We start from the raw sequence: 22,929 nt of genomic DNA on the forward strand, positions 1-22,929 counted from the left end.
GATGAAAGAGGCCGGACCACGAAGAGAACGTCCGAGAATAGTTGTAATGGGCGGCGGAACCGGATTATCCGTGATGTTGCGCGGTTTGAAAGAGAAGCCGCTGGATATCACGGCCATCGTCACAGTTGCAGATGACGGTGGAAGTTCAGGCATCCTGCGCAATGAGCTACAGATGCCGCCTCCGGGCGACATTCGCAACGTGCTTACGGCACTGGCTGATGTAGAACCATTGCTTTCAGATATGTTGAAGTACCGTTTCAATACAGGCGCGGGGCTTGCAGGCCACAGCTTGGGAAATTTGATTTTGGCTGCAATGACGGATATTTCGGGCGACTTTGTGACCGCAGTGCGGGAGCTTAGCCGCGTGTTTGCCGTTCGAGGTGAGGTATTGCCAGCCGCAGGCCAGGCCGTTGTGTTGCATGCCGAGATGGAAGATGGGACAATTATTACAGGTGAGTCCAAAATCCCTGAGGCGGGTGGACGCATCAAACGTGTTTTCCTTGAACCGGATCACGTGGAGCCGTTGCCAGAGGCAGTAGAGGCCATTCGTCAAGCTGATGCTATTCTGATCGGGCCAGGCAGCCTCTATACAAGCATCCTTCCCAATTTACTCGTACCTAAGCTTGCAGAAGCTGTGGTAGAGGCTGATGCGGTGAAGATGTTTATCTGTAATGTGATGACACAGCCGGGAGAAACAGATAACTATACGGTAAGTGACCACCTTAAGGCGGTACACGAGCATATAGGTCATCAGCTCTTCGACTATGTTATCGTAAATAATGGTGATATTCCGCTGCAAGTGCAAAATAAGTATGCGGAAAAAGGAGCAAAACCGGTTGTACTGGATATGAATGTACTCGAAAGTGCCGGCTATCAGGTGGTTGCAGATACCCTTGTTCTGTTCAAAACCTATCTGCGTCATGATGCCGACAAGTTAAGTCATCACATCTACCAACTGGTACAAAATTGGATGTTACGGAAGAGGTGAAGTCCCATGTCGTTTGCAGCACAGACCAAAAAAGAGTTAACCATGATCGAGAGCGAACCGTGCTGCGAAAAGGCGGAACTTTCAGCCCTCATCCGTATGCTTGGTGCAGTGCAGTTATCGAATAAAAAAGTGATCTTGGATATTTCGACGGAGAATGCCGCCATTGCAAGACGGGCATACTCTCTGCTTAAAAAGCATTTTCAAGTGCATACGGAACTACTGGTCCGCAAAAAAATGCGGCTGAAAAAGAACAATGTATATATTGTTCGAATTCCAACCATGGTACAAGAGATTCTCAACAGTCTTCATATTGTATCGGAAGGTTTTCTGTTTACGCCAGGAATTAATACGGAGTTATTTCAGCAGAACTGTTGTAAACGTGCCTATCTTCGCGGTGCATTTCTGGCCGGTGGATCGGTTAATAATCCGGAAGGTTCCTCGTACCATCTGGAGATTGCGTCCATGTATGAAGAGCACTGTCAGGCACTGGTTGACCTGGCCAATGAATTTCATCTGAATGCCCGGTGCATAGAACGGAAAAAAGGATTCATCCTATACATTAAGGAAGGCGAGAAAATCATTGAGCTGCTCAGCATCATTGGTGCTCATCAGGCCTTGTTCAAGTTTGAAGATGTACGAATTATGCGTGATATGCGTAACTCCGTTAACCGGATTGTCAATTGTGAGACCGCCAACCTGAATAAAACGATTGGAGCGGCGGTAAGACAAATCGATAATATTCGGTTGTTGCAAAAGGAAGTTGGTCTGGAATCGCTGCCTGAGAAACTTCGCGAGGTGGCGGAGGTTCGACTCGCTCATCCAGATATCAATCTGAAGGAAGTGGGCGAACTCCTTAAAGGTACAGTTAGCAAGTCGGGAGTGAACCATCGGCTTCGTAAAATTGATGAGCTGGCTGAAAAAGTGCGCACAGAACGTTATGGTTAAGACGGCGTAGGGTAAAGTAACAAGGTCGGCTGTTTCTGCTGACAGAAACGGTCGGGAAAGTATGCCGTTAAGGATCTAGGAGACTCACTCAGGTCATTGGATGCGCTCTGCAAAAGATGAAATAGGGCAAGATAATGCCCGTCAAAGCACCCTGAGTTTTTTCTTCTAGTGTCCTGCACGGGTTAATGGTATAATGTTGTTTAAATATAATTGTGTATTTAATGTCCAGATTTCATAATAGGGGGTAAGTTTCCATGACAAAGCACCCGGTAGTTGTCCGTTTGAAAACGGGTCTCCATGCCAGACCTGCGGCACTGTTCGTTCAAGAAGCGAATAAGTACTCGTCTGAAGTGTTCGTCGAGAAGGACGACAAAAAAGTTAATGCAAAAAGTATCATGGGGATCATGAGCCTTGCAATTAGCACAGGTACGGAAATCCAGATTAGTGCAGAAGGTGCGGATGCCGAACAGGCTGTAAACGCTTTAGTTAGTCTGGTAAGCAAGGAAGAGCTCGAAAACCAATAAGATATGATCAATCCAATGAAGAAGTCCCGAAAGGGGCTTTTTTGCGTTTTTCACGTTTATGCTATCGTCAAGTGCAACATTATGGAATTTGTCCCGTCTGTTAAGGTATCAAATCGTTTAAAGTTTGAGATGTTAACACATAAGGAGGCTATCGTGATGGGTAAACAATGGATGAAACCGTTTGGTGCGGTGCTGGTGGCAAGTACGTTGCTTGTTGGAGGAACAGCATGGGTTGCACCAGGTAACTATGCTTACGCTGCAGAGGTTCAGGGAGTACAACAGAATGTGATTAATGTTGTGGGTAAAGGTGAGATTCAGGTGAAGCCTGATATCGCGTATCTGTCCATTGGTGTGAACAGTACTGCAGAGACAGCTGCATCTGCTCAAAAAGCGAATGCTGCCAAAGTTCAAAAAGTATCCAATTTGCTGAAGAACACGTGGAAGATCAGTGCAGACGACATTCAAACGAGTCAGTTCTCTGTACAACCCAACTATACGTATAGTGAAAAAGATGGACAACAAATTAAAGGATATACAGCGCATCATACGCTGACAGTCACATATCGTCAGATGGACAAGATTGGCGAGTTGCTCGATGCTGCTTCGGGTGCGGGTGCCAACAATATTGAAAACGTACGCTTTACTGTAGAAAATCCGGAAAGTTATGAATCCCAAGTGATTGAAAAAGCTGTTGCCAATGCAGATGTGAAAGCTGGCGCCATTGCAAAAGCAGTTAAACGTCAACTGGGTGCTGTTCTTTCCGTAAGCCAAGGTGATGCCAATGTGCCTGTATTCTATGCAAGCGAGGCGTTGATGTCCAAAGCACAAGATACAGCAGGTGGTACTGAGATTGAAACAGGCCAGGTTAAAGTAAGTACAATCCTGAATATCACGTATGAAATGAAATAAACAAGAGTGAACTAAGGATTGTAAGCTCAAGTAACCTTTATAAGTGTCATTTGAAGGGTAAAATGAAATAATGACAAAGACTTTGTCCTGTGGACAGAGTCTTTTTTTGTTGGAAAAGCAAACTTTGATGAAGTTAGATAGGAGGGAACTTTATTCGAAGCAACATGAAATGTTGTATATTGGTATCTTTTTTGTATAGTTGTTCGTGACAAAAAGGTCATATCCCCATATATTTTCCTACTGATATTCATCAACATTGTAACTCGAGCTGTAAACCTTTCCGAATTCGGGTTAATTATAATAGAGAGGTGAGCGTATGAGATATGCGATCAGGTCAGGATTACATACGCAATGATCCCTAATTGTGAATTCAGAGAGGAGTTTTATATATGACATCATGGAAAAAATGGACAAGTGCATTGCTCGCAGCAGGAATTATTGTAGGTAGCGGTTCGGTGTGGCAGGACAGTTCGGTTCAGGCGGCATCGGTATCCTCGAAAGTGACAACCACAGCTGAGGTGACCCTGAAGTCGGGTGGAAAAACACTGACTCAAAAAGGACTTCTTCAAGGTGGCTCAACTTGGGTATCTCTTACGGCGGTTAAAGATGTGGCAGGTGGGACTCTGAAATATGATGCGAAAACCAAAGAGTACGCTTTGACAGCAGCCAATAACACGATGACGATCAGCCTATTGGATGGCGAGCCGAGTGTTCGAATTAACAACTATTATCCTCAAGTGGACGCAAAGCTGATCAACGGCAGATTATATATCCCATTCTCGGCAATGAGAGATTATCTGGGTGTACAGGGGAATTGGGATGCCAAAACCAAAACGTTGTCACTCAGCAAGGTGAAACAAAATAACGTTAAAATTAAAGTAGCAACAGTTAATGTCACTGTAAAAAATGCTGAAGTAGATGTTCAATATCCGCAGGTGAGTGGACTTGCCAGCAAAGAAGCTGAAGCGGCGATCAACAAAGTGCTGAAAGACGAAGTGGATGCTTATGTAGCTGACTTCAAGAAACAGACATCTGAATTCGGCGGTGCAACAGCCAACCGTCCATATGCATTTGAGAGCTCCTATGTAGTGACGTACAACGAAAAAGGCGTGCTGGGACTCATTACACAACGATACGAAGATTATGCTGGCGCTCATGGTATGACATACCGTACGGGCCACACCTTTGCACTGGACACAGGTAAGGAGCTTACGTTAGATGATGTGCTGCAAAATAACAAAACCATGCGCGAGACGTTGAGTAAAAAAGTGGGTGAACAACTGAAAGCCCGCGGTGGATACCTCGACGGTTATAAAGGGTTGAATAAAGATCAAGATTTCTATGTGACACCAACGGGTGTAGTTGTGTTCTTCCAGTTGTATGAGTATACGGCGTACGCAGAGGGATTCCCTGAAATGCCATTTACGTATAAAGAGCTTCTCCCTAAAGGCACGGAACCTTTCAGTAATGAAAATGGAACCAAATAAAGAATCATTATTATGCACTCTTAAGTTTTCTTCCTTATAAAATGAAAAAAGAAGCCCCCATCATAATTATGATGAGGGCTTCTTCTCGTATAGACAACACAATTATATGTTGCTGATTACGTTAGGTGTTGATTATGTTAACGCATAGACCGTGGTCTACGTCACACTTAGATGCCTTGTGATCCTACGTTTTCGATGACTTTATCAATGATACCGTAATCGGCGGCTTCAGCAGCACTCATGAAGTAGTCACGATCTGTATCTTTCTCAATCCGCTCCAGCGGTTGACCTGAACGCTCAGAGATGATGCGGTTCAAGGTATCACGCATTTTCAGGATGCGGCGAGCACGAATTTCGATGTCAGAAGCCTGACCTTGTGCACCACCAAGTGGTTGGTGAATCATAATCTCACTGTTAGGCAATGCAAAACGTTTACCTTTTGCACCGGCATTCAGCAAGAATGCACCCATGGAAGCCGCCATACCTACACAGATGGTAGATACATCCGGTTTGATGAATTGCATTGTATCGTAAATCGCCATACCGGCTGTAATCGATCCGCCTGGGCTGTTGATGTATAAGTGAATGTCTTTCTCCGGATCTTCCGCAGCCAGGAACAACATCTGTGCCATAATGGCATTAGCCACTACGTCATTAACATCGCTACCAAGGAAAATAATACGATCCTTCAGCAATCTGGAGTAGATGTCGTAGGCGCGCTCACCCCGGTTGCTCTGTTCAACGACCATTGGAATAAAACTCACGTGAAAAACCTCCTTGGAATGTAAATGTTATTGGTGTTTATACTTAAACTGTTACCGTATTACCCACATAATAAACAATTCCAAACAAAAAGTCAAAGAAAGTCAAACTAACTTGCAAAAAAAAGAAACCTTTCCGGTTTCATTGGTTAAATGGGTTATGAGCTGTTAAATAAAAATGGCGCGCCCGCCAAGAATCGAACTTGGATCTCAGGCTTCGGAGGCCTACGTCATATCCATTGGACCACGGGCGCACATTATGTGACAGCAATAATGATTATAGCTCATGAAATATTTAATTGCAAGCAGTTCGTTGTGGTATTGGTTTGGATTAACCCAAAAATGATCATGATGAAGAAGAGTGGATAAAGAGTGCATTTAAGTAAATGCTATTAGAGGTTTTGGACATGCCGTATGAAATGTGATTCTGAGCGATATGTAGATTGAATTCATTTGTTTCTTCTATATATGGTATGCGTGAGCTAGTCCTAGATCATGGAAGTCTAAGATTGTGAAAATAGGCGCGTACAAACGCTGAATGCGTGTCGAAATAACACGTTGAAACACTTGCATGTCACGTCAGTTTTAGGTAGAATAGACGTGGGACTTAAAAAGTTAACCCGGGACGTTTTAGGGCCACGAAAGAGAGCTTAGAACGAGAACTTGCGGGAGTGGAAAGCATGCGAACGATTTTAGAAGTACAAAAGCAGCTTCTGCCTGATCTCATGGATATCTTGAAAAAGAGGTATACGATTCTGCAACAGATCATGTTATCGGATGTGATCGGACGGAGAACGTTAGCTAATTCCATGCAGATGACCGAGCGGGTTCTGAGGGCTGAGACCGATCTGTTAAAGGCTCAGGGACTTATTGAAATTGACAGTGCAGGAATGAAGATCAGCGAGGCAGGGTATGATTTGCTGCAGCAGTTAGAGCCCGTAGCCAAAGAGCTGTTCGGATTATCCGAGCTGGAAGAGCGCATCAAGCAAGCCTACGGTCTGCAAAAGGTATTTGTGGTTCCTGGCGATTCGGACGTTTCTCCATTTGCCAAAAGGGAACTGGGCAGAGCCGGAGCGAAGGCTCTCGGCAATATCATGAGTGACAACGATGTTGTCGCCGTTACTGGCGGTTCAACAACGGCCGAAGTCGCAGAACAACTAAATCCGCCAACATCGCTCAAAGGTGTCTGGTTCGTACCGGCACGCGGTGGACTTGGAGAAAGCCTTGAAATTCAGGCTAATACGATCGCATCCACAATGGCAAAACGGGTAGGGGCGCAATACAAACTCCTGCATGTACCGGATTTGCTCAGTGATCATGCCTATGAATCATTAATCCAGGACCCTAGTGTTCAGGAGATTCTGCAGCTGATCAGGCAATCACGGATTGTTATTCATGGAATTGGTGATGCCGTAGAGATGGCCAAAAGACGCAAACTTGCGACGGAGATTATAGATGAACTTCAGGAGCAAGGGGCCGTATCTGAATCTTTCGGTTATTACTTTAATGATCAGGGTAAGGTGGTACATACCATGCTTACACTGGGTATGCGACTTCAGGATATTGAACGAACCGATGTTGTGATTGGAATTGCAGGTGGCAAAAGCAAAGCTGCTGCTATACATTCCGTGTTACGATTTGGTCAGGAAGATATTCTGATTATTGATGAGGCTGCTGCCGAAGTCATCGTTGCTGAAATGGAATAAGGTTTTACTTTGCATCACAACTATTGTTGTCTTGACGGACTTCACCGTCTGTCTTGAATATATAAGTTTCATAAAAAATTAATCAAAACTTGGGAGGAACTTACTCATGATTAAAGTAGGTATTAACGGTTTTGGACGTATTGGACGCTTGGCATTCCGCCGTATTCAAAATGTAGCAGGCATCGAGGTAGTAGCAATCAACGACTTGACTGACGCTAAAATGCTCGCTCATTTGCTCAAATATGATACAACTCAAGGTCGCTTCGATGGCGATGTTGAAGTACACGATGGCTTCTTTAAAGTGAACGGCAAAGAAGTTAAAGTATTGGCTAACCGTAACCCGGAAGAACTTCCTTGGGGCGACCTGGGCGTAGATATCGTTCTGGAATGTACTGGTTTCTTCACAACTAAAGAAGCAGCTGAGAAACACTTGAAAGGTGGAGCTAAGAAAGTTGTTATCTCCGCACCAGCTACTGGCGACATGAAAACCATCGTTTACAACGTAAACCATGAAATCCTCGACGGTACTGAAACTGTAATCTCCGGCGCATCTTGCACAACAAACTGCCTGGCACCTATGGCAAAAACACTGCAAGACAAATTCGGAATCGTTCAAGGTTTGATGACTACAATTCACGCTTACACTGGCGACCAAAACACGTTGGATGCTCCACACCCTAAAGGTGACTTCCGTCGTGCTCGCGCAGCAGCTGAAAACATCATCCCTAACACAACTGGTGCTGCTAAAGCAATCGGTCTGGTAATCCCAGAACTGCAAGGCATCCTTGATGGTGCAGCTCAACGTGTACCAGTAGCTACTGGTTCCCTGACTGAGCTCGTAACTGTTCTGAACAAAAAAGTAACGGCTGAAGAAGTTAACGCAGCTATGCAAGAAGCTTCCGATCCAGAAACTTTCGGATACACAGAAGACGAAATCGTATCTTCCGATATCCAAGGAATCACTTTCGGTTCCCTGTTTGATGCAACTCAAACTAAAGTTCTGACTGTTGGCGACCAACAATTGGTTAAAACTGTAGCTTGGTATGACAATGAAATGTCCTACACTGCACAATTGGTTCGCACTTTGGAGCACTTTGCAAAAATGATTAAGTAATATCTGCAATAACATAGAGCGGAAACAGATGCTATATTGTTTCCGCTCTTTATATATCTACATTTTGCAAATTTCTCAAAAACACCAGGATTGACGAGGGATTTTAGCTCTTGATTGGTCCACCAAATACATGGGTGCGGAGGAAATACAGATGAACAAAAAAAGTGTACGCGATATCGAATTGACAGGAAAACGGGCTTTTGTCCGTGTAGATTTCAATGTGCCGCTCGAAGATGGTAAAATTACAGATGACAAACGTATTCGTGCAACGCTTCCTACAATCAACTTCTTGATTGAAAAAGGCGCTAAAGTCATTTTGGCAAGCCACATGGGTCGTCCTAACGGCGAAGTGGTTGAATCCTTGCGTTTGACTCCAGCAGCTGAGCGTTTGTCTGAATTGCTTGGTAAAACAGTAGTTAAAGCTGACGATTCCGTTGGTGACGCTGTTAAAGCTCAAATCGCTGAACTGAACAATGGCGACGTATTGTTGCTTGAAAACGTTCGTTTCCACGCAGGCGAAGAGAAAAACGATCCGGAACTGGCAAAACAATTTGCTGAACTGGCTGACGTTTTCGTTAACGATGCGTTTGGCGCGGCTCACAGAGCACATGCTTCGACTGAAGGAATCGCTCACTTGCTTCCAGCAGTGTCCGGTTTGTTGATGGAGAAAGAACTTGAAGTGTTGGGTAAAGCAATCTCCAACCCTGAGCGTCCTTTCACAGCTATCATTGGTGGATCCAAAGTTAAGGACAAAATCGATGTAATCGACAACCTGCTGAACATTGCAGACAACGTGATCATCGGTGGCGGTCTGACTTACACGTTCTTGAAAGCACAAGGACATGAAATTGGACAATCCTTGTTGGATGATTCCAAACTTGATGTTGCTCTCGGTTTCATCGAAAAAGCGAAAAAACTGGGCAAAAACTTCTACCTGCCGGTAGATATCGTAGTGTCTGACGATTTCAGTGCAAAAGCAAACACACAAATCGTTGACATCGACGGCATCCCAGCAGATTGGGAAGGCATCGACATCGGTCCTAAAACACGTGAGATCTATGCTGATGTAATCAAAAACTCCAAATTGGTTGTGTGGAACGGACCAATGGGCGTATTTGAAATCGAGCCATTCTCCCACGGTACTCGTGCAGTAGCGGAAGCTTGCGCTGAGACAGAAGCTTACACTGTAATTGGTGGCGGTGACTCCGCAGCAGCAGCTGAGAAGTTCAAATTGGCTGACAAGATGAACCACATCTCTACAGGTGGCGGTGCATCGCTCGAGTTCATGGAAGGTAAAGTTCTTCCAGGCGTAGTGGCATTGAACGACAAGTAAGTTTTAGTAGCCTATAGCATGAAGGAGTTGAAACCCATGAGAACACCGATTATCGCAGGTAACTGGAAAATGTTCAAAACGGTTTCCGAATCCAATGACTTCATTCAGGAAGTTAAAGGAAAAGCGGAAGTTGAAGGCGTGGAAACTGTAATCTGCGCACCGTTTACAAATCTGCCATCCCTGGTAGAAGCTGTTAAAGGCACAAACATCAAAATTGGTGCACAAAATCTTCATTTTGAAGATAACGGTGCATTCACAGGTGAAATCAGCGGCGTGATGCTGAAAGACCTGGGTGTGGATTATGTCATTATTGGTCACTCGGAGCGCCGTCAATATTTTGCGGAAACCGATGAGACTGTCAATAAAAAGTTGCATGCAGCATTCCGTCACGGATTGACTCCAATCTTCTGCCTTGGTGAGACGCTTGAAGAGCGTGAAGCGAACCAAACAAAAGACGTATGCAAAGTGCAAACAGTAGCTGCTTTTGCAGGTCTGTCTGCAGAGCAAGCGGCACAAGTTGTTATCGCTTATGAGCCAATCTGGGCGATTGGTACAGGCAAATCCTCCACTTCCCAAGATGCGAATGAAGTTATTGCTTACATCCGTACGCTGGTGAAGGATCTGTACAACGAGACGGTTGCGAATGCAGTTCGTATTCAATACGGCGGCAGTGTTAAACCGGAGAACGTAACAGAATACCTCGGACAAAGCGACATCGACGGCGCACTTGTTGGCGGTGCCAGCTTGCAGCCGGCTTCGTTCATCGCGCTTGTTGAGGGGGCGAAGTAAGATGACAGCTCCAAAACCTGTAGCACTGATCATCATGGATGGCTTTGGTCTGCGTAACACGGTGGAAGGCAATGCGGTAGCGCAAGCCAAAAAACCGAACTACGACCGTTTCATGAGCCAATTCCCACATACAACACTCACTGCTTGCGGTGAAGCTGTAGGTTTGCCAGAAGGGCAAATGGGAAATTCCGAGGTAGGTCACCTGAACATTGGTGCCGGCCGGATCGTATACCAGGATTTGACCCGTATCTCCAAATCCATTCGTGACGGCGAGTTCTACGACAATGAAACACTTGTCAAAGCTGTTCGCGAAGCGAAACAAAGCGGCAAAAAACTTCATCTCTACGGTTTGTTGTCCGATGGCGGCGTACATAGTCACATCGACCACCTGTTTGCTATGCTGGATCTGGCCAAAAAAGAAGGAATGAATGATGTATATATTCATGCTTTCATGGATGGCCGTGATGTTATGCCAGACAGTGGTAAAGACTTCATGCAGAAGCTGATCGCCAAGATTGAAGAAGTTGGTGTAGGTAAAATCGCAACGGTTCAAGGTCGCTATTACGCGATGGACCGTGACAAACGTTGGGAACGGGTTGAGAAATCATACCGTGCCATCGTTTATGGAGATGGACCAAAATACACTGACCCACTCAAAGCGGTTGAAGAATCGTATGAGAAGTCCGTATTTGATGAATTCGTTGAACCAACGGTTATCGTCAAAGCGGATGGTGAGCCGGTAGGTTTGGTTGAGAGCGGCGATTCCGTTATCTTCCTCAACTTCCGTCCTGACCGTGCGATCCAGTTGTCGCAAGTATTCACGAACCAGGATTTCCGCGGTTTTGATCGTGGTCCGAAGTTCCCTGTGGGCTTGCACTTTGTATGTTTGACTTTGTTCAGCGAGACGGTTGAAGGTTATGTGGCTTATTCGCCGAAGAACCTCGACAACACCCTGGGTGAAGTCCTGGTACAGAACAATAAAAAACAACTGCGTATTGCAGAAACTGAGAAATACCCGCACGTTACCTTCTTCTTCAGCGGTGGTCGTGATGTGGAGCTTCCGGGCGAAACTCGCGTACTGATCAACTCACCAAAAGTTGCAACGTATGACCTGCAACCAGAGATGAGTGCGTATGAAGTAGCTGATGCATGTGTTCGCGAGATCGAAGCAGACAAACATGACGCCATCATTCTGAACTTTGCTAACCCTGATATGGTTGGACACTCCGGCATGCTGGAGCCTACCATCAAAGCGGTTGAAGTAACAGATGAGTGCATGGGCCGTGTTGTGGATGCAGTACTTGCCAAAGGCGGCGTTGTACTGATCACGGCGGATCATGGTAACGCGGATATGGTGTTCGATGAGAAAGGACGTCCGTTCACAGCTCATACAACGAACCCGGTTCCATTCATCGTTACGGATGCCAATGTAACCTTGCGTGAAGGCGGAATCCTGGCGGATATCGCGCCAACGATCCTTGACCTGATGCAATTGCCTAAACCGGCTGAAATGACAGGTACATCTGTCATCGCTACCCGCAAATAAGTTACGCAACAACATATATAATTGGGCGGTTTGGCGTTTGCACATTGAACGAAGGCAGCAGAAATAGTCTGAAGAAGCGAAGCGTTCGCCTTTATCACATGATTTCAACTTATGAAAATAAGTTCAAAGAAATCAGGGGATAACAGCGATTGGAAGACGATTCTGCTGATGTAGTAAAATAAGGGCAAACACAAGTTGGTCCAAAAATTAAATCCCAACTATAAAGGAGATTATCACAAATGACTATTATTTCTGACGTGTACGCTCGCGAAGTCCTCGACTCCCGCGGTAACCCTACAGTAGAAGTTGAAGTATACCTGGAGTCCGGCGCAATCGGACGCGCAATCGTTCCATCTGGTGCATCCACTGGTGCCCACGAAGCAGTTGAGCTTCGCGATGGTGACAAATCCCGTTACCTCGGTAAAGGCGTTCTGCAAGCTGTTAAAAACGTAAACGAAACAATCGCTCCAGAAGTTATCGGTATGGATGCATTGGATCAACTGGGTATCGACAAATTGATGATCACTTTGGATGGTACGCCAAACAAAGGTAAACTGGGCGCTAACGCAATCCTGGCTGTATCCATGGCAGTAGCTCGCGCAGCTGCTGACGCTCTGGACCTGCCATTGTATGTTTACCTGGGCGGATTCAACGCTAAAGCATTGCCAGTACCAATGATGAACATCATCAACGGTGGTGAGCATGCTGACAACAACATCGACGTTCAAGAGTTCATGGTTCTTCCAGTTGGAGCACCAAGCTTCAAAGAAGCTCTTCGCGTAGGTGCAGAGATCTTCCACAACTTGAAATCCGTATTGAGCTCCAAAGGCTTGAACACAGCTGTAGGTGACGAAGGTGGTTTCGCACCAAACCTTGGTTCTAATGAAGAAGCAATCACTACAATCATCGAAGCAATTGAAAAAGCTGGTTACAAACCAGGCGTTGACGTATTCTTGGGTATGGACGTTGCTTCCACTGAGTTCTACAAAGATGGTAAGTACACACTTGCTGGCGAAGGTAAATCTTACACTTCCGCTGAGTATGTTGACCTTCTGGCTTCATGGGTTGAGAAATACCCAATCATCACAATCGAAGACGGTATGTCCGAAGATGACTGGGATGGTTGGAAATTGCTCACTGAGAAATTGGGAGACAAAGTACAACTCGTTGGTGATGACCTGTTCGTAACAAACACTGAGCGTCTGGGCAGAGGTATCGACGAAGGTATCGGTAACTCCATCCTGATCAAAGTTAACCAAATCGGTACATTGACTGAAACATTTGATGCAATCGAAATGGCTAAACGCGCAGGATACACAGCTGTAATCTCCCACCGTTCCGGTGAGTCCGAAGACAGCACAATCGCTGATATCGCTGTTGCAACTAACGCTGGTCAAATCAAAACGGGTGCTCCTTCCCGTACAGACCGTATCGCGAAGTACAACCAATTGCTCCGCATTGAGGATCAACTGGGTGAACTGGCTCAATACAATGGTCTTAAAGGATTCTACAACCTTAAAAAATAAGCTGGATATCCAGCTTTTACAGGCAAGCCGGGTAACCGGCTTGTCTTTTTTATTGCAACGAAGTAATGGTATAACGTAAGGATCACGCAGATGGTGAAATTTAGGGCATTGTATAAACTGTACTACTTGTAGTACAACCATAGCTATGTTACAATTAAAGTAACTGTTTTTATGGTGAGATGTATGCCCACATGGGTAGGAGGTGGAAAGAATGGATATTGCTTTGAAATTGCTGCTCGTTGTTTTCTCGATCGGTCTAATCACTGTAGTATTGCTGCAGCACGGGAAAAGCGCTGGTTTGGCGGGTGCCATCTCCGGTGGTGCGGAACATCTTTTCGGTAAAACGAAAGCGCGCGGATTGGATCTCTTCCTGCAACGTGCAACGGTGGTACTGGGTGCAGGATTTATGATTTTGTCTATTGTTGTTACGGTGGTTTCCAAGTAAGATTCGGAACTGCTGTTCAATGAATAGCTTAAGCTAATGGCTTAATTGATGAACCTTCGTTTCGTGAAGAAACGGGGGTTTTTTAATAAATTCTTACGCGTCCAAACTTTTCCAACAATTTAATCTATAGACTCCATGATTTTCGGTCTTCTTCTCACTTCTGTTTGGTTTTCCTTCCTTAACATGCAACACACCCCTATCATGTATGGTATGTCCCTCGCTTATTCGTTACGCGAACTCACTCCCTATAATGAATGTCATGTGTACAGAAAATTTTCGGATGTAGTCCTTTTCCAGATGCGCACAGCACGTGTATCGCATAAAATGCTGTAGAGATACGTGAAAGCGTGATTTTAGAGGAGCGCCCGGCAACTGTGGTTTTTTTGCGAGGTACGGATGGGCCGGATTGAATTCGTGTATACTAGGGTATGAGATAGTATGGTTGTACTACTACACTCTTCACAGCAATGATATTGTATTGCATGAAAAAGGTAAGAATTCCGATACATAAAGAGATGAGACTTGCTTACACTTTTATGTTTCCCGAGGTGAATATATTAATGATAACAGAACAACAATTGCTCGACTTCATGCGGGAAACCGCTTATAAACCTATGACTTATCAGGAGTTGGAACAGCACTTCGCTATTGAAGATGCAGCTGATTTCAAAGCCTTTTTGATTATGCTTAATACGCTGGAGGAATCCGGTAAAGTTTTGCTGACCCGTAACAATCGCTATGGCATGCCAGAGCGTATGGATTTGGTACGTGGACGTTTACAGGCTCACGCCAAAGGTTTCGCTTTCCTTATCCCTGAGGATCGGGAGCACCCGGATGTCTACATTCACGCCAATGATATGAAAAGTGCGATGAATGGTGACACGGTATTGGTTAAAGTCACATCTCAAGGACCTTCAGGTGGTCGCCTGGAGGGTGAGATCGTCCGTATTGTTACTCGTGCTGTGACACAAGTGGTTGGTGTATTCCAAAGCCATGAGGTGTACGGATTTGTCATTCCGGATGACAAACGGATTAATCGCGATATTTTCATCCCACGTACCAATTTTGCTGGGGCGGTTGATGGACAAAAGGTTGTAGCAAAGATCGTCAGCTACCCGGAGGGTCGTGCGGCGGCTGAGGGTGAAGTGATCGAGATTCTCGGTCATAAGGATGAGCCGGGTATTGATATTTTGTCCGTCATTCGCAAGCATCAGTTGCCTGAAGCTTTCCCCGATGAAGTGGTAGAAGAGGCGGAAAAAGCACCAGACTCCATCACGGATGAAGAGATTGTACAACAGGGTCGCCGTGATCTGCGCGGACTTAACATTGTCACGATTGATGGCGAAGATGCCAAGGATCTCGATGATGCTGTTAACGTAGAGAAGCTGCCTAACGGTAACTATCGTCTGGGTGTTCATATTGCCGACGTTGGCTATTATGTGCAGGAGAATTCCAAGCTTGATCAGGAAGCCTACAACCGTGGATGCAGTGTGTATCTGGTGGACCGGGTTATTCCGATGCTGCCACAGCGTCTGTCCAACGGGATCTGTAGTTTGAACCCGCAGGTAGACCGCTTGACACTGTCTTGTGAGATGGAGTTTAACGACCAGATGAAGGTTGTTAAACATGACATTTTCACAAGTGTAATCAAAACCAAAGAGCGGATGACGTATTCCAACGTCCGTAAAATCCTTGAAGGTGAAGAGCCGGAATTGCTCGAGCGTTATAAGGATCTGGTAGATGATTTCCATCTGATGAAAGAGATCGCTTTGAAGCTGCGTGCCATGCGTATGCGCCGTGGTGCGGTTGACTTTGATTTTGAAGAATCCAAAATCATTGTGGACGCAGAATGCAAACCGGTAGATATCGTGAAACGGGAGCGTTCGATCGCAGAGCAAATCATTGAGGAATTCATGTTGGCAGCGAACGAAACAGTGGCAGAGCATTTCCACTGGTTGAAGGTTCCTTTCATTTATCGTGTGCACGAAGACCCGGATCAGGAAAAACTGCAAAATTTCCTCGCCTTTGCGGCGAATTTTGGACACCAGGTCAAAGGACGTGGCAATGCGATTCATCCACGGGCGCTTCAATCGTTGCTTGAGGATATCAAAGAAACGAAAGAACAAACCGTGATTAGTACGATGATGCTCCGTTCCATGAAACAGGCGAAGTATGATTCTGAAATGTCAGGTCACTTTGGCCTCGCGGCAGAATTCTATAGTCACTTTACGTCTCCAATTCGTCGTTATCCCGATCTTGTCATTCACCGTGTGATTCGCGAAGTCATTGAAAATAATGGTGCTTTGCCGGAGAATCGTCAGGAGTATTTGGCAGCACGTATGGCCGATATTGCGCAGCAGTCTTCGGAACGTGAACGTGTGGCGGTAGAAGCTGAGCGGGATACGGAGAAAATGAAAAAAGCCGAGTACATGCTCGACAAAGTAGGCGAAGAGTTCGAAGGCATGATCAGCAGTGTGACCAGCTTTGGTATGTTCATTGAGTTGGAAAACACGGTTGAAGGCTTGATTCGCCTGAGCGCACTCACGGACGACTATTACCATTTTGACGATCAGCATATGGCTCTGATTGGTGAACGTACCTCGAAAGTCTTCCGCATCGGTGATGAAGTGAAGATCCGTGTGGCACGTGTAAGCATGGAAGAGTATACGATTGATTTTGAAATGGTCGATATGAAACCTCGCGGTGAACGTCCTGGCGGCTTCGGTGGCGGACGTGGCGGTAAAGGTGGACGTCCAGCAAGTGGTGGCGGTCGCGGCGGTGCCAAGGGTGGAGCAGGTGGATTCAGCGGTTCACGTGGCGGCAAAGGCGGCTCATCCGCTGCTGGAGCCAACCGTGGTGGCAGATCAACGGAAGAAAGCAGCAAAGGTGGACGTGGCGGTCGCAGTGGAGCAGCGAGTGCAGGCGCGGGCGCAGGCTCATCTGGTGGCTACGCAGGTAAAGGCGGCGGCAAACCAAAAGGTGAGCGTCGTGCGGGTGATGCTGGTGGATCAACTGGCCGGGGCAAAGGTGCGGTGAGCTTTGGTTTTGGCTCAGGTAAAGGCGGATATAGCTCTACATCGGGTGGATCGGATAGTAGTTCAACCGATGGACAAGGAAGTGGCCTGAACAGCGGCAGCGGTCGCGGTGAAGGAAGCTTTAAGTCCGGCAAGGGCGGCAATAAAGGTGGCAAAGGCGGAAGTGGACGCAAAAACACTTCGCCAAGCGGCGTATTTATTGGAGAGAATGCAACTCCTGGTGGCGCTCAGGAAGGCGGAGCACCACGACGCAAGCGGAAGAAGAGCAAAGGTGCAGCTGGTAACGGCACGGCAGCTTTTGTACGGAAAAAGAAAAAATAAAGCTAACGTAACTTGGAGAGATGGATTACAATTCGTTCCTCCAGATTAAGCGTTGGAGAAAATAGTCACTTCAGCTGGTGTATTGTTTCGCACAGTCTGAAAGTGGTGTAATGAGGAGGGGCGGCAGAGGTCGCCTCTTTCTTGATTTTAACAGCCGTACTTGCTACAATTAAGGTCTGGCACGTGGTACCTTGGTGCAACATTGGGTGCGCTGCTATAGAGCATGGTACCGGCTTATTTTACGGAGAAGGAGTGAGGACATGGGCAAGAATGATGGACAGAGTAAAGTGCTCGCACAGAATAAAAAGGCTTCCCATGACTACTTCATTGAAGATACGTATGAAGCGGGCATGGTGCTTACCGGAACGGAGATCAAATCTCTTCGTAACGGCCGTGCGAATATTGGTGATGCATTTGCCACGATTCGAAACGGTGAGATTCATATTCACAATATGCATATTAGTCCTTTTGAACAAGGGAACCGAAATAATCCGCTCGATCCGACACGTACGCGCAAGTTGTTGATGCATAAAGTGCAGATTCACAAGCTGCTCGGGCTGTCGAAACAGGATGGGTACAGCATTGTTCCGCTGAAAATCTATATCCGCAATGGTTATGCAAAGCTTTTGCTTGGACTGGGTAAAGGTAAGAAGCAATACGACAAACGTGAAACTGCCGCGAAGCGCGATGCTCAACGTGATATCCAACGGGTACTGCGCGAGAAGCAGAAGGTTGCGCGTTAAGTGGAGCGCTGGGCGTAAAGACTTTACTTTAAGTGTATAAGTTAGTTTTTGTGATGAAGTTAGGAAAATTGATGTATGAGTTAAGGAGTCTCAAGGTTTGTCCTGCAATGGGCAAGCTTGGGGCTTTTTTTATTTTTATTTGGGGAAGGTGATTTGGTGTGAGTTGCTGTGAAGTGTATTGTGTGGTGATTTCCTTTGATATGTGTTGAAGGGATGTCGGTAGGAGCATGGAGCTTGGCGCGTTGATGAATCTAAATTTTTAGCTTTTGCGTAGTTTGCCTGAAACGTGGGTAAGATACTTAGGTGCCGTTGTTCGTGAGCCGATCTGGGTAAACTTTACTTCCGATTGGCGACGCGGTATAATATGTAGACGATTGAGCCTGTTGTATTGGATAACCTTGTACACATGCTCAGCCTGCTGGAATGTCTTCCAGCAATCTGCACTATTTCGGTGATGTGTCCTGTGTTATGATTACTCATGTAGCAGACAGGAATGCCGAGTTTGAAAGAAGCATCTTTTTACCTTGGAGGAAAAAGATGTGTAGCACCTTTGCTCCGTATTCACGGATTAATCCTGGAGCCCTTCTTCATTGAGGGGGCGTTTATGGATTCGACGGGGATAGTTCGAGCATGGGTAGCGGGTAGTGGGGACGCGTCCGCTTTATCAACGCTAAAGCCTATTAAACGGCAAACAACAAACAAACTACGCTTTCGCAGCCTAAGAAACTGTGTGCGTGCTTCTACCCTGCATCGCCCATGTGACAGGGATAGGGGCTAACTAGTAGTGGGATACGCTGTCACATCTCCGCCTGGGGTGTGCTGAAGAAGACAATCAGGCTGACCCAACGTATAGCCGGTTACGGGGCGATACTCGGGTGACATCAAAACTGTGACTACACCCGTAGAAGCTTATGTGCCGTTATCTTCGGACAGGGGTTCGACTCCCCTCGCCTCCATTAGAGTCAAAAAACCATCAACCAGTGTTCTGGTTGGTGGTTTTTTAGTTTATGATATAATAAACAGAAATTTAGATTGGGGGACTCAAGATGTTTGAAAATCGAGAAAAGCTCCAAGAAATTTTGAAAAAAGCAAATCAATATGCACGGAAACAAGCTAAAGATTCAGGTGCCTCTATTTATTATATAAAGAACAACAAACGCGTTCGTGAGGATGCTGAAGGAAATAAATTTGAAATTATATTTGATGCTACTGGAAAACGCCAGGAGTTTGAGTATCATGAGTGAAATCAGACCAGTTATGACTGTGTTTGCTGGAACCAATGGAGCAGGGAAAAGTACACTCAGTATGCAAATGAGAGAGTGGCTTGGTGAACTGGTTGATCCGGATCAAATTGCAAGAGAGTTGAAGCCAGAGAATCCGCGCAGTGCTGATCTGTCTGCTGGCAGGGAAGCTGTGAAAAGAATCCGATCTCTCATTAAAAGTGGTATAAACTTCGCTATTGAAACGACATTGTCCGGATCATTTGTTTTAAAACATATGGAAATTGCAAAACAAAACAGATACGAAATTGTCGTATACTATATCGGTCTTGAGGATGTTCAAATGCATATAGATCGTGTAGCCTCTCGTGTTGAACAAGGTGGACATTGGATTGCAGAAGAAGACATTCGTTATCGATATGGTGAGTCATTGAAGAACCTTAAACCGGCTCTAGCCATCGCAGATCGGGTTATCATCATTGATAATACATACGAGCCTTTAATTGTTGCGGAAATCATACAGAGTAATTTGATCTATTGTGTTGAGTCCATACCTACTTGGGCTAATCCTGTTCTTGTGGGTTACTGATACTCGGGTGAAATTGAAACTGTGACTATACCCGTAGAAGCTTATGTGCCGTTATCTTCGGGTCAAAGGTTCGATACCCCCTCACCTCCATTAAAGTAAGCAAAATCCACCAACCATTGTTCTGGTTGGTGGATTTTTATTTTATGATATAATAACCTAAATTATATAAATGGAGGAAATAGAGGTATATATAGGTCGAAAGCAGCTTCCAGAAAGTATATCAGGTACATTTAGGTTCTGAAACGTATATAGGTATCTATAGCCTGCTTTAGCTAGACCAGATTATGATAATAGAAAATACATACGGACCATCCATTGTTATGAGGATTTTTAATAGCTTGTTGATTCTATTTTGTGGAGCCTACGTTGATTTGTGCTCGAATTTAATATTAAGAAATTAGATTAGGTAACATCCATACAGAGACTACTCCCCGCAGACCTTTGGAAGAGGTTCGACTCTCAGGTCTTTTATATGAAAAAATAATATATAATGTTTAACATTAAATACAATATTTATAATAATAGAGTAAAGGAGTAGTTATTTTGGATCCGTATTTATATTTGTTTTTTCATGTTCTATCACATGCTCTTCTTGGGGCGGTAATTGCATACTGCTTTTATCCAAGGGATACATGGAAAAATCTTATGATATGTCTATGTTCGGGTGCTCTGTGTGGAATAATTCCTGATATTTTTGGGGATAGAAGTGTAGCTCCGTGGTCCCATTCTATATTGTTTACACCCCTTTTAGCTTTAGGAATAGCATATTTGACAAAACTGTTCTATAAAAAGACAAGTTTCAAATTAATCTGGGGATCTTCTATTTTGTCTGTCTTGTTTGGACACTTATTTTTAGACTATATGGGACATGATTTACCAGCATTCTATCCCTTTAGCGATAAATCATATATTATGGGAGCCATTACATTGGGAGATCCATGGATATGGTTTCCGTTAATTATTGGTCTTGGATTGAGTGTTTTTTTGAGGAACAAGCCTAAATTACCCGTAATTACTTCGATACTATTTATAGTGGTATATTTAGTTTTTCGAGTAATATCCAAAGAAATAATCGAGCACAAAGTTCAAGTTCAACACCCGGTTCCTGAAAAGTCATATATTATAGTGGAGCCCAATAGTCATTACGAATTTCCTTTAGATCCCAGAAAGTGGTTGGAGTTCAGGTTTCGAGTCATCAGTCCTCATTTCTTTAAAGCTGGTGATGCGGGTATACTGGGAGAGAAATCAGACAAACTATTCTGGTACGATTTTTATCCAGTAGCCTTTGAGATTAATTTATCAAGAGGGAAATACGTTTTAATAAATTCACAGAATTCTAAAGTTGTCCTATCTGTTACTAAGGAATGGAAAGAAGCGGGTTCTAACTTTATTCAGGGAAAGTATGATGGAAACATTTTTACCTACAAAGAAACCACCAATGGTCAGTGGGAAGAAGTTATACCGCAATAGTTTTCTACAGTTTCTATCCACCATCAACCAGCGTTCTGGTTGGTGGTTTTTCTGTTTATGCTATAATCTTTGTAAAATAAGCTGATGCAAGCCCAATATACTCTGTAATCTCCCAAAGGAGGCAAAAAGCATGAGCGAAACGCAGCAGCAGATCCGCGAGTTTGTTGCAGGGGTACAAGCATATGTCTCGCCAGTAAATGTGATTAATCCTTGGAGAGATTATGTGACGGGTTATGATATCGGCCCCGAAGCGGTGGAGATTCGTTCTGAACATTTGGTCAGGTATTTGGAACCAAGAATATCCAAGGCTCGGACATTTTTATTGCTGAAGCCGTGGGCTATCAAGGGGCGAGGTTCTCCGGCGTACCTTTGACGTCCGAGCGAATGGTTACCGGGAATCACTCGCTGGTGAATCACCAGATGATTTTTTCCGGTGAGCCGGGTGTTCGAACAAGCCTGCCCAATATCGCCAAACCTAACCGAAGTCAGGCACTGTATGGTTTCGCAGAACCGACAGCATCCATTATATGGGGTGAAGTGTTATCCAGTTCAAGGTGGAAACCAACGGACTTTATATTTTGGAACATTTATCCCTTTCATCCTTATCAATCTGCTGAAAACCGGATGACGAATCGAACGCCGACTTTGGCAGAGTTGGAGGATGGTGTGTTATTCGCCAGACAGCTGATGCAACTGAATCCTGATGCTCGGATCGTGGCTATTGGCAGAAAGTCAGCTGACACGTTAAGCTCCCATCTCATTGAACATCATCATGTTCCCCATCCTGCAAATGGAAGGGCAGTACAATTCCAAAAAGCAGTAAGATCGATAATCTAGCCCATTTGGAACTGGAGAAATGTAAGGCTGACATATGCATTTCATATCATTTAAGTGCACGCACATAACGTAATACCTATTCTATAAAGATTGGTTGGTGAAGCTAAATGAGTGAAAAATACTGGCTTGTGGTGCAATATCCGCTGAAGAGCGCGCAGGGTAGCAAACGAGATCATTGGTTGAAGGAAAAGGTGATGGAATATCTGGAAACCGTTCTGACCCAGGCGGATTTGGGAGAGGTGGATGGATGTGATCTAGGTAGCCGCGTGGGTGATCCGAAGGAATATGTAATGAACATTTTCTGTGTGGTAACGGACGAGGATCGAAGCATAGCGCTAATCAAAAAAGTGCTGAGAGAAAGTCGGCTGGATTACACCCGCATCCAAATCGCTACGATGCCATATGGCACAGAAGGAAGCTACACGCTGAAATACGCCTCCAAAAAAGGCGTTACCGAATTCTCGCTTTGATCACGATTCGCTGTTTCTCACCATAACGAACTCTGTACTTGTCCTGCCCATGGGCAGTCTACTCCCGACATTCCCCCACTTAAATTCATCATGCGAGAAAACGATAATTGGATTTTCCCAACCTTAACCACTCGATCAACACTCTGTAAGTAGTAAGATTATGCCCGTAGA

General features: G+C 45.1%; 21 protein-coding genes, 1 tRNA gene and 1 other RNA gene. 21 read left to right on the forward strand and 2 right to left on the reverse strand.

Going from position 1 to position 22,929, the window contains the following annotated elements:
• The first annotated feature begins 1 nt into the window (after window position 1).
• The 5 genes from MHH92_RS00875 to MHH92_RS00895 all read left to right on the forward strand — a co-directional run bounded on the left by MHH92_RS00875 (window position 2) and on the right by MHH92_RS00895 (window position 4,853).
• Window positions 2-988 (forward strand): gluconeogenesis factor YvcK family protein, encoded by a 987-nt coding sequence (locus tag MHH92_RS00875; RefSeq protein WP_017691250.1) that lies wholly within the window; start codon window positions 2-4, stop codon window positions 986-988.
• A 6-nt stretch (window positions 989-994) separates the two neighbouring features.
• Window positions 995-1,933 carry a DNA-binding protein WhiA gene (gene whiA, locus MHH92_RS00880; protein ID WP_091038642.1) on the forward strand — a complete coding sequence of 313 codons (939 nt, stop codon included), beginning with the start codon at window positions 995-997 and terminating at the stop codon, window positions 1,931-1,933.
• A gap of 254 nt (window positions 1,934-2,187) precedes the next feature.
• Entirely contained in the window at window positions 2,188-2,457 is a 270-nt protein-coding gene (locus tag MHH92_RS00885; protein ID WP_017691248.1) for an HPr family phosphocarrier protein, read from the forward strand.
• A gap of 156 nt (window positions 2,458-2,613) precedes the next feature.
• Window positions 2,614-3,366, forward strand: coding sequence for an SIMPL domain-containing protein (locus MHH92_RS00890; protein ID WP_047841458.1), 753 nt, complete (start codon window positions 2,614-2,616; stop codon window positions 3,364-3,366).
• A gap of 389 nt (window positions 3,367-3,755) precedes the next feature.
• A complete protein-coding gene (locus tag MHH92_RS00895) occupies window positions 3,756-4,853 on the forward strand; it encodes a stalk domain-containing protein (RefSeq protein ID WP_100526436.1) in 1,098 nt (365 codons plus the stop codon).
• Window positions 4,854-5,020: 167 nt separating this feature from the next.
• Here MHH92_RS00895 and clpP read toward each other — a convergent pair whose 3' ends face one another.
• Both clpP and MHH92_RS00905 read right to left on the reverse strand, forming a co-directional pair.
• Window positions 5,021-5,617 (reverse strand): ATP-dependent Clp endopeptidase proteolytic subunit ClpP, encoded by a 597-nt coding sequence (gene clpP / locus MHH92_RS00900; protein ID WP_017691245.1) that lies wholly within the window; start codon window positions 5,615-5,617, stop codon window positions 5,021-5,023.
• A gap of 176 nt (window positions 5,618-5,793) precedes the next feature.
• Window positions 5,794-5,868 (reverse strand) — tRNA-Arg (locus MHH92_RS00905).
• Between the two features lie 426 nt (window positions 5,869-6,294).
• Here MHH92_RS00905 and MHH92_RS00910 point away from each other — a divergent pair.
• The 16 genes from MHH92_RS00910 to MHH92_RS00985 all read left to right on the forward strand — a co-directional run bounded on the left by MHH92_RS00910 (window position 6,295) and on the right by MHH92_RS00985 (window position 22,758).
• Complete coding sequence (locus tag MHH92_RS00910) at window positions 6,295-7,320, forward strand: sugar-binding transcriptional regulator (RefSeq protein ID WP_100526437.1); 1,026 nt, start codon at window positions 6,295-6,297, stop codon at window positions 7,318-7,320.
• Window positions 7,321-7,426: 106 nt separating this feature from the next.
• Window positions 7,427-8,434, forward strand: a complete 1,008-nt coding sequence (gap, locus tag MHH92_RS00915; protein ID WP_017691243.1) for a type I glyceraldehyde-3-phosphate dehydrogenase — start codon at window positions 7,427-7,429, stop codon at window positions 8,432-8,434.
• Between the two features lie 151 nt (window positions 8,435-8,585).
• Window positions 8,586-9,767 carry a phosphoglycerate kinase gene (locus MHH92_RS00920; RefSeq protein WP_047841460.1) on the forward strand — a complete coding sequence of 394 codons (1,182 nt, stop codon included), beginning with the start codon at window positions 8,586-8,588 and terminating at the stop codon, window positions 9,765-9,767.
• A 36-nt stretch (window positions 9,768-9,803) separates the two neighbouring features.
• Window positions 9,804-10,556 carry a triose-phosphate isomerase gene (gene tpiA, locus MHH92_RS00925; RefSeq protein ID WP_036616221.1) on the forward strand — a complete coding sequence of 251 codons (753 nt, stop codon included), beginning with the start codon at window positions 9,804-9,806 and terminating at the stop codon, window positions 10,554-10,556.
• 1 nt (window position 10,557) lies between these two features.
• Entirely contained in the window at window positions 10,558-12,102 is a 1,545-nt protein-coding gene (gene gpmI, locus MHH92_RS00930) for a 2,3-bisphosphoglycerate-independent phosphoglycerate mutase (RefSeq protein WP_036616224.1), read from the forward strand.
• Window positions 12,103-12,341: 239 nt separating this feature from the next.
• A complete protein-coding gene (gene eno / locus MHH92_RS00935) occupies window positions 12,342-13,628 on the forward strand; it encodes a phosphopyruvate hydratase (RefSeq protein WP_062837741.1) in 1,287 nt (428 codons plus the stop codon).
• A gap of 211 nt (window positions 13,629-13,839) precedes the next feature.
• On the forward strand, window positions 13,840-14,073 hold the full coding sequence (gene secG / locus MHH92_RS00940; protein WP_036616231.1) for a preprotein translocase subunit SecG: 234 nt from the start codon (window positions 13,840-13,842) through the stop codon (window positions 14,071-14,073).
• Between the two features lie 560 nt (window positions 14,074-14,633).
• Window positions 14,634-17,429 carry a ribonuclease R gene (gene rnr, locus MHH92_RS00945; protein ID WP_340901579.1) on the forward strand — a complete coding sequence of 932 codons (2,796 nt, stop codon included), beginning with the start codon at window positions 14,634-14,636 and terminating at the stop codon, window positions 17,427-17,429.
• A gap of 260 nt (window positions 17,430-17,689) precedes the next feature.
• The gene (smpB, locus tag MHH92_RS00950; RefSeq protein WP_036674736.1) at window positions 17,690-18,172 is read left to right on the forward strand and encodes an SsrA-binding protein SmpB; all 483 of its coding nucleotides are present in this window, start codon (window positions 17,690-17,692) and stop codon (window positions 18,170-18,172) included.
• A gap of 594 nt (window positions 18,173-18,766) precedes the next feature.
• Window positions 18,767-19,131, forward strand: a transfer-messenger RNA (tmRNA) gene (gene ssrA / locus MHH92_RS00955).
• Between the two features lie 87 nt (window positions 19,132-19,218).
• Window positions 19,219-19,416, forward strand: a complete 198-nt coding sequence (locus MHH92_RS00960) for a hypothetical protein (RefSeq protein WP_340901580.1) — start codon at window positions 19,219-19,221, stop codon at window positions 19,414-19,416.
• A complete protein-coding gene (locus MHH92_RS00965; protein WP_340901581.1) occupies window positions 19,409-19,981 on the forward strand; it encodes a zeta toxin family protein in 573 nt (190 codons plus the stop codon). Before MHH92_RS00960 ends, MHH92_RS00965 begins: the two co-directional genes overlap by 8 nt.
• Before the next feature lie 543 nt (window positions 19,982-20,524).
• Window positions 20,525-21,451 (forward strand): metal-dependent hydrolase, encoded by a 927-nt coding sequence (locus MHH92_RS00970; RefSeq protein ID WP_340901582.1) that lies wholly within the window; start codon window positions 20,525-20,527, stop codon window positions 21,449-21,451.
• A gap of 130 nt (window positions 21,452-21,581) precedes the next feature.
• Window positions 21,582-21,824, forward strand: coding sequence for a hypothetical protein (locus MHH92_RS00975; RefSeq protein WP_340901583.1), 243 nt, complete (start codon window positions 21,582-21,584; stop codon window positions 21,822-21,824).
• 47 nt (window positions 21,825-21,871) lie between these two features.
• Entirely contained in the window at window positions 21,872-22,288 is a 417-nt protein-coding gene (locus tag MHH92_RS00980) for a uracil-DNA glycosylase (RefSeq protein WP_340901584.1), read from the forward strand.
• A 107-nt stretch (window positions 22,289-22,395) separates the two neighbouring features.
• Window positions 22,396-22,758: a hypothetical protein gene (locus tag MHH92_RS00985; protein ID WP_340901585.1), complete on the forward strand. Its 363-nt coding sequence runs from the start codon at window positions 22,396-22,398 to the stop codon at window positions 22,756-22,758.
• Window positions 22,759-22,929: the final 171 nt, after the last annotated feature.

It is taken from the genome of Paenibacillus sp. FSL M7-1414, from assembly GCF_038003195.1.
Taxonomy (GTDB): domain Bacteria; phylum Bacillota; class Bacilli; order Paenibacillales; family Paenibacillaceae; genus Paenibacillus; species Paenibacillus amylolyticus.

Excerpts from the sequence above, each read along its gene's own strand:
- whiA (WP_091038642.1), top strand. The coding sequence starts at position 995 with ATGTCGTTTGCAGCACAGACCAAAAAAGAGTTAACCATGATCGAGAGC.
- tpiA (WP_036616221.1), top strand. The coding sequence starts at position 9,804 with ATGAGAACACCGATTATCGCAGGTAACTGGAAAATGTTCAAAACGGTT.
- MHH92_RS00875 (WP_017691250.1), top strand. The coding sequence starts at position 2 with ATGAAAGAGGCCGGACCACGAAGAGAACGTCCGAGAATAGTTGTAATG.
- MHH92_RS00985 (WP_340901585.1), top strand. The coding sequence starts at position 22,396 with ATGAGTGAAAAATACTGGCTTGTGGTGCAATATCCGCTGAAGAGCGCG.
- MHH92_RS00920 (WP_047841460.1), top strand. The coding sequence starts at position 8,586 with ATGAACAAAAAAAGTGTACGCGATATCGAATTGACAGGAAAACGGGCT.
- gpmI (WP_036616224.1), top strand. The coding sequence starts at position 10,558 with ATGACAGCTCCAAAACCTGTAGCACTGATCATCATGGATGGCTTTGGT.
- MHH92_RS00910 (WP_100526437.1), top strand. The coding sequence starts at position 6,295 with ATGCGAACGATTTTAGAAGTACAAAAGCAGCTTCTGCCTGATCTCATG.
- MHH92_RS00980 (WP_340901584.1), top strand. The coding sequence starts at position 21,872 with ATGATTTTTTCCGGTGAGCCGGGTGTTCGAACAAGCCTGCCCAATATC.
- smpB (WP_036674736.1), top strand. The coding sequence starts at position 17,690 with ATGGGCAAGAATGATGGACAGAGTAAAGTGCTCGCACAGAATAAAAAG.
- MHH92_RS00960 (WP_340901580.1), top strand. The coding sequence starts at position 19,219 with ATGTTTGAAAATCGAGAAAAGCTCCAAGAAATTTTGAAAAAAGCAAAT.
- MHH92_RS00965 (WP_340901581.1), top strand. The coding sequence starts at position 19,409 with ATGAGTGAAATCAGACCAGTTATGACTGTGTTTGCTGGAACCAATGGA.
- MHH92_RS00885 (WP_017691248.1), top strand. The coding sequence starts at position 2,188 with ATGACAAAGCACCCGGTAGTTGTCCGTTTGAAAACGGGTCTCCATGCC.
- gap (WP_017691243.1), top strand. The coding sequence starts at position 7,427 with ATGATTAAAGTAGGTATTAACGGTTTTGGACGTATTGGACGCTTGGCA.
- rnr (WP_340901579.1), top strand. The coding sequence starts at position 14,634 with ATGATAACAGAACAACAATTGCTCGACTTCATGCGGGAAACCGCTTAT.
- MHH92_RS00975 (WP_340901583.1), top strand. The coding sequence starts at position 21,582 with ATGAGCGAAACGCAGCAGCAGATCCGCGAGTTTGTTGCAGGGGTACAA.
- eno (WP_062837741.1), top strand. The coding sequence starts at position 12,342 with ATGACTATTATTTCTGACGTGTACGCTCGCGAAGTCCTCGACTCCCGC.
- MHH92_RS00890 (WP_047841458.1), top strand. The coding sequence starts at position 2,614 with ATGGGTAAACAATGGATGAAACCGTTTGGTGCGGTGCTGGTGGCAAGT.
- secG (WP_036616231.1), top strand. The coding sequence starts at position 13,840 with ATGGATATTGCTTTGAAATTGCTGCTCGTTGTTTTCTCGATCGGTCTA.
- MHH92_RS00895 (WP_100526436.1), top strand. The coding sequence starts at position 3,756 with ATGACATCATGGAAAAAATGGACAAGTGCATTGCTCGCAGCAGGAATT.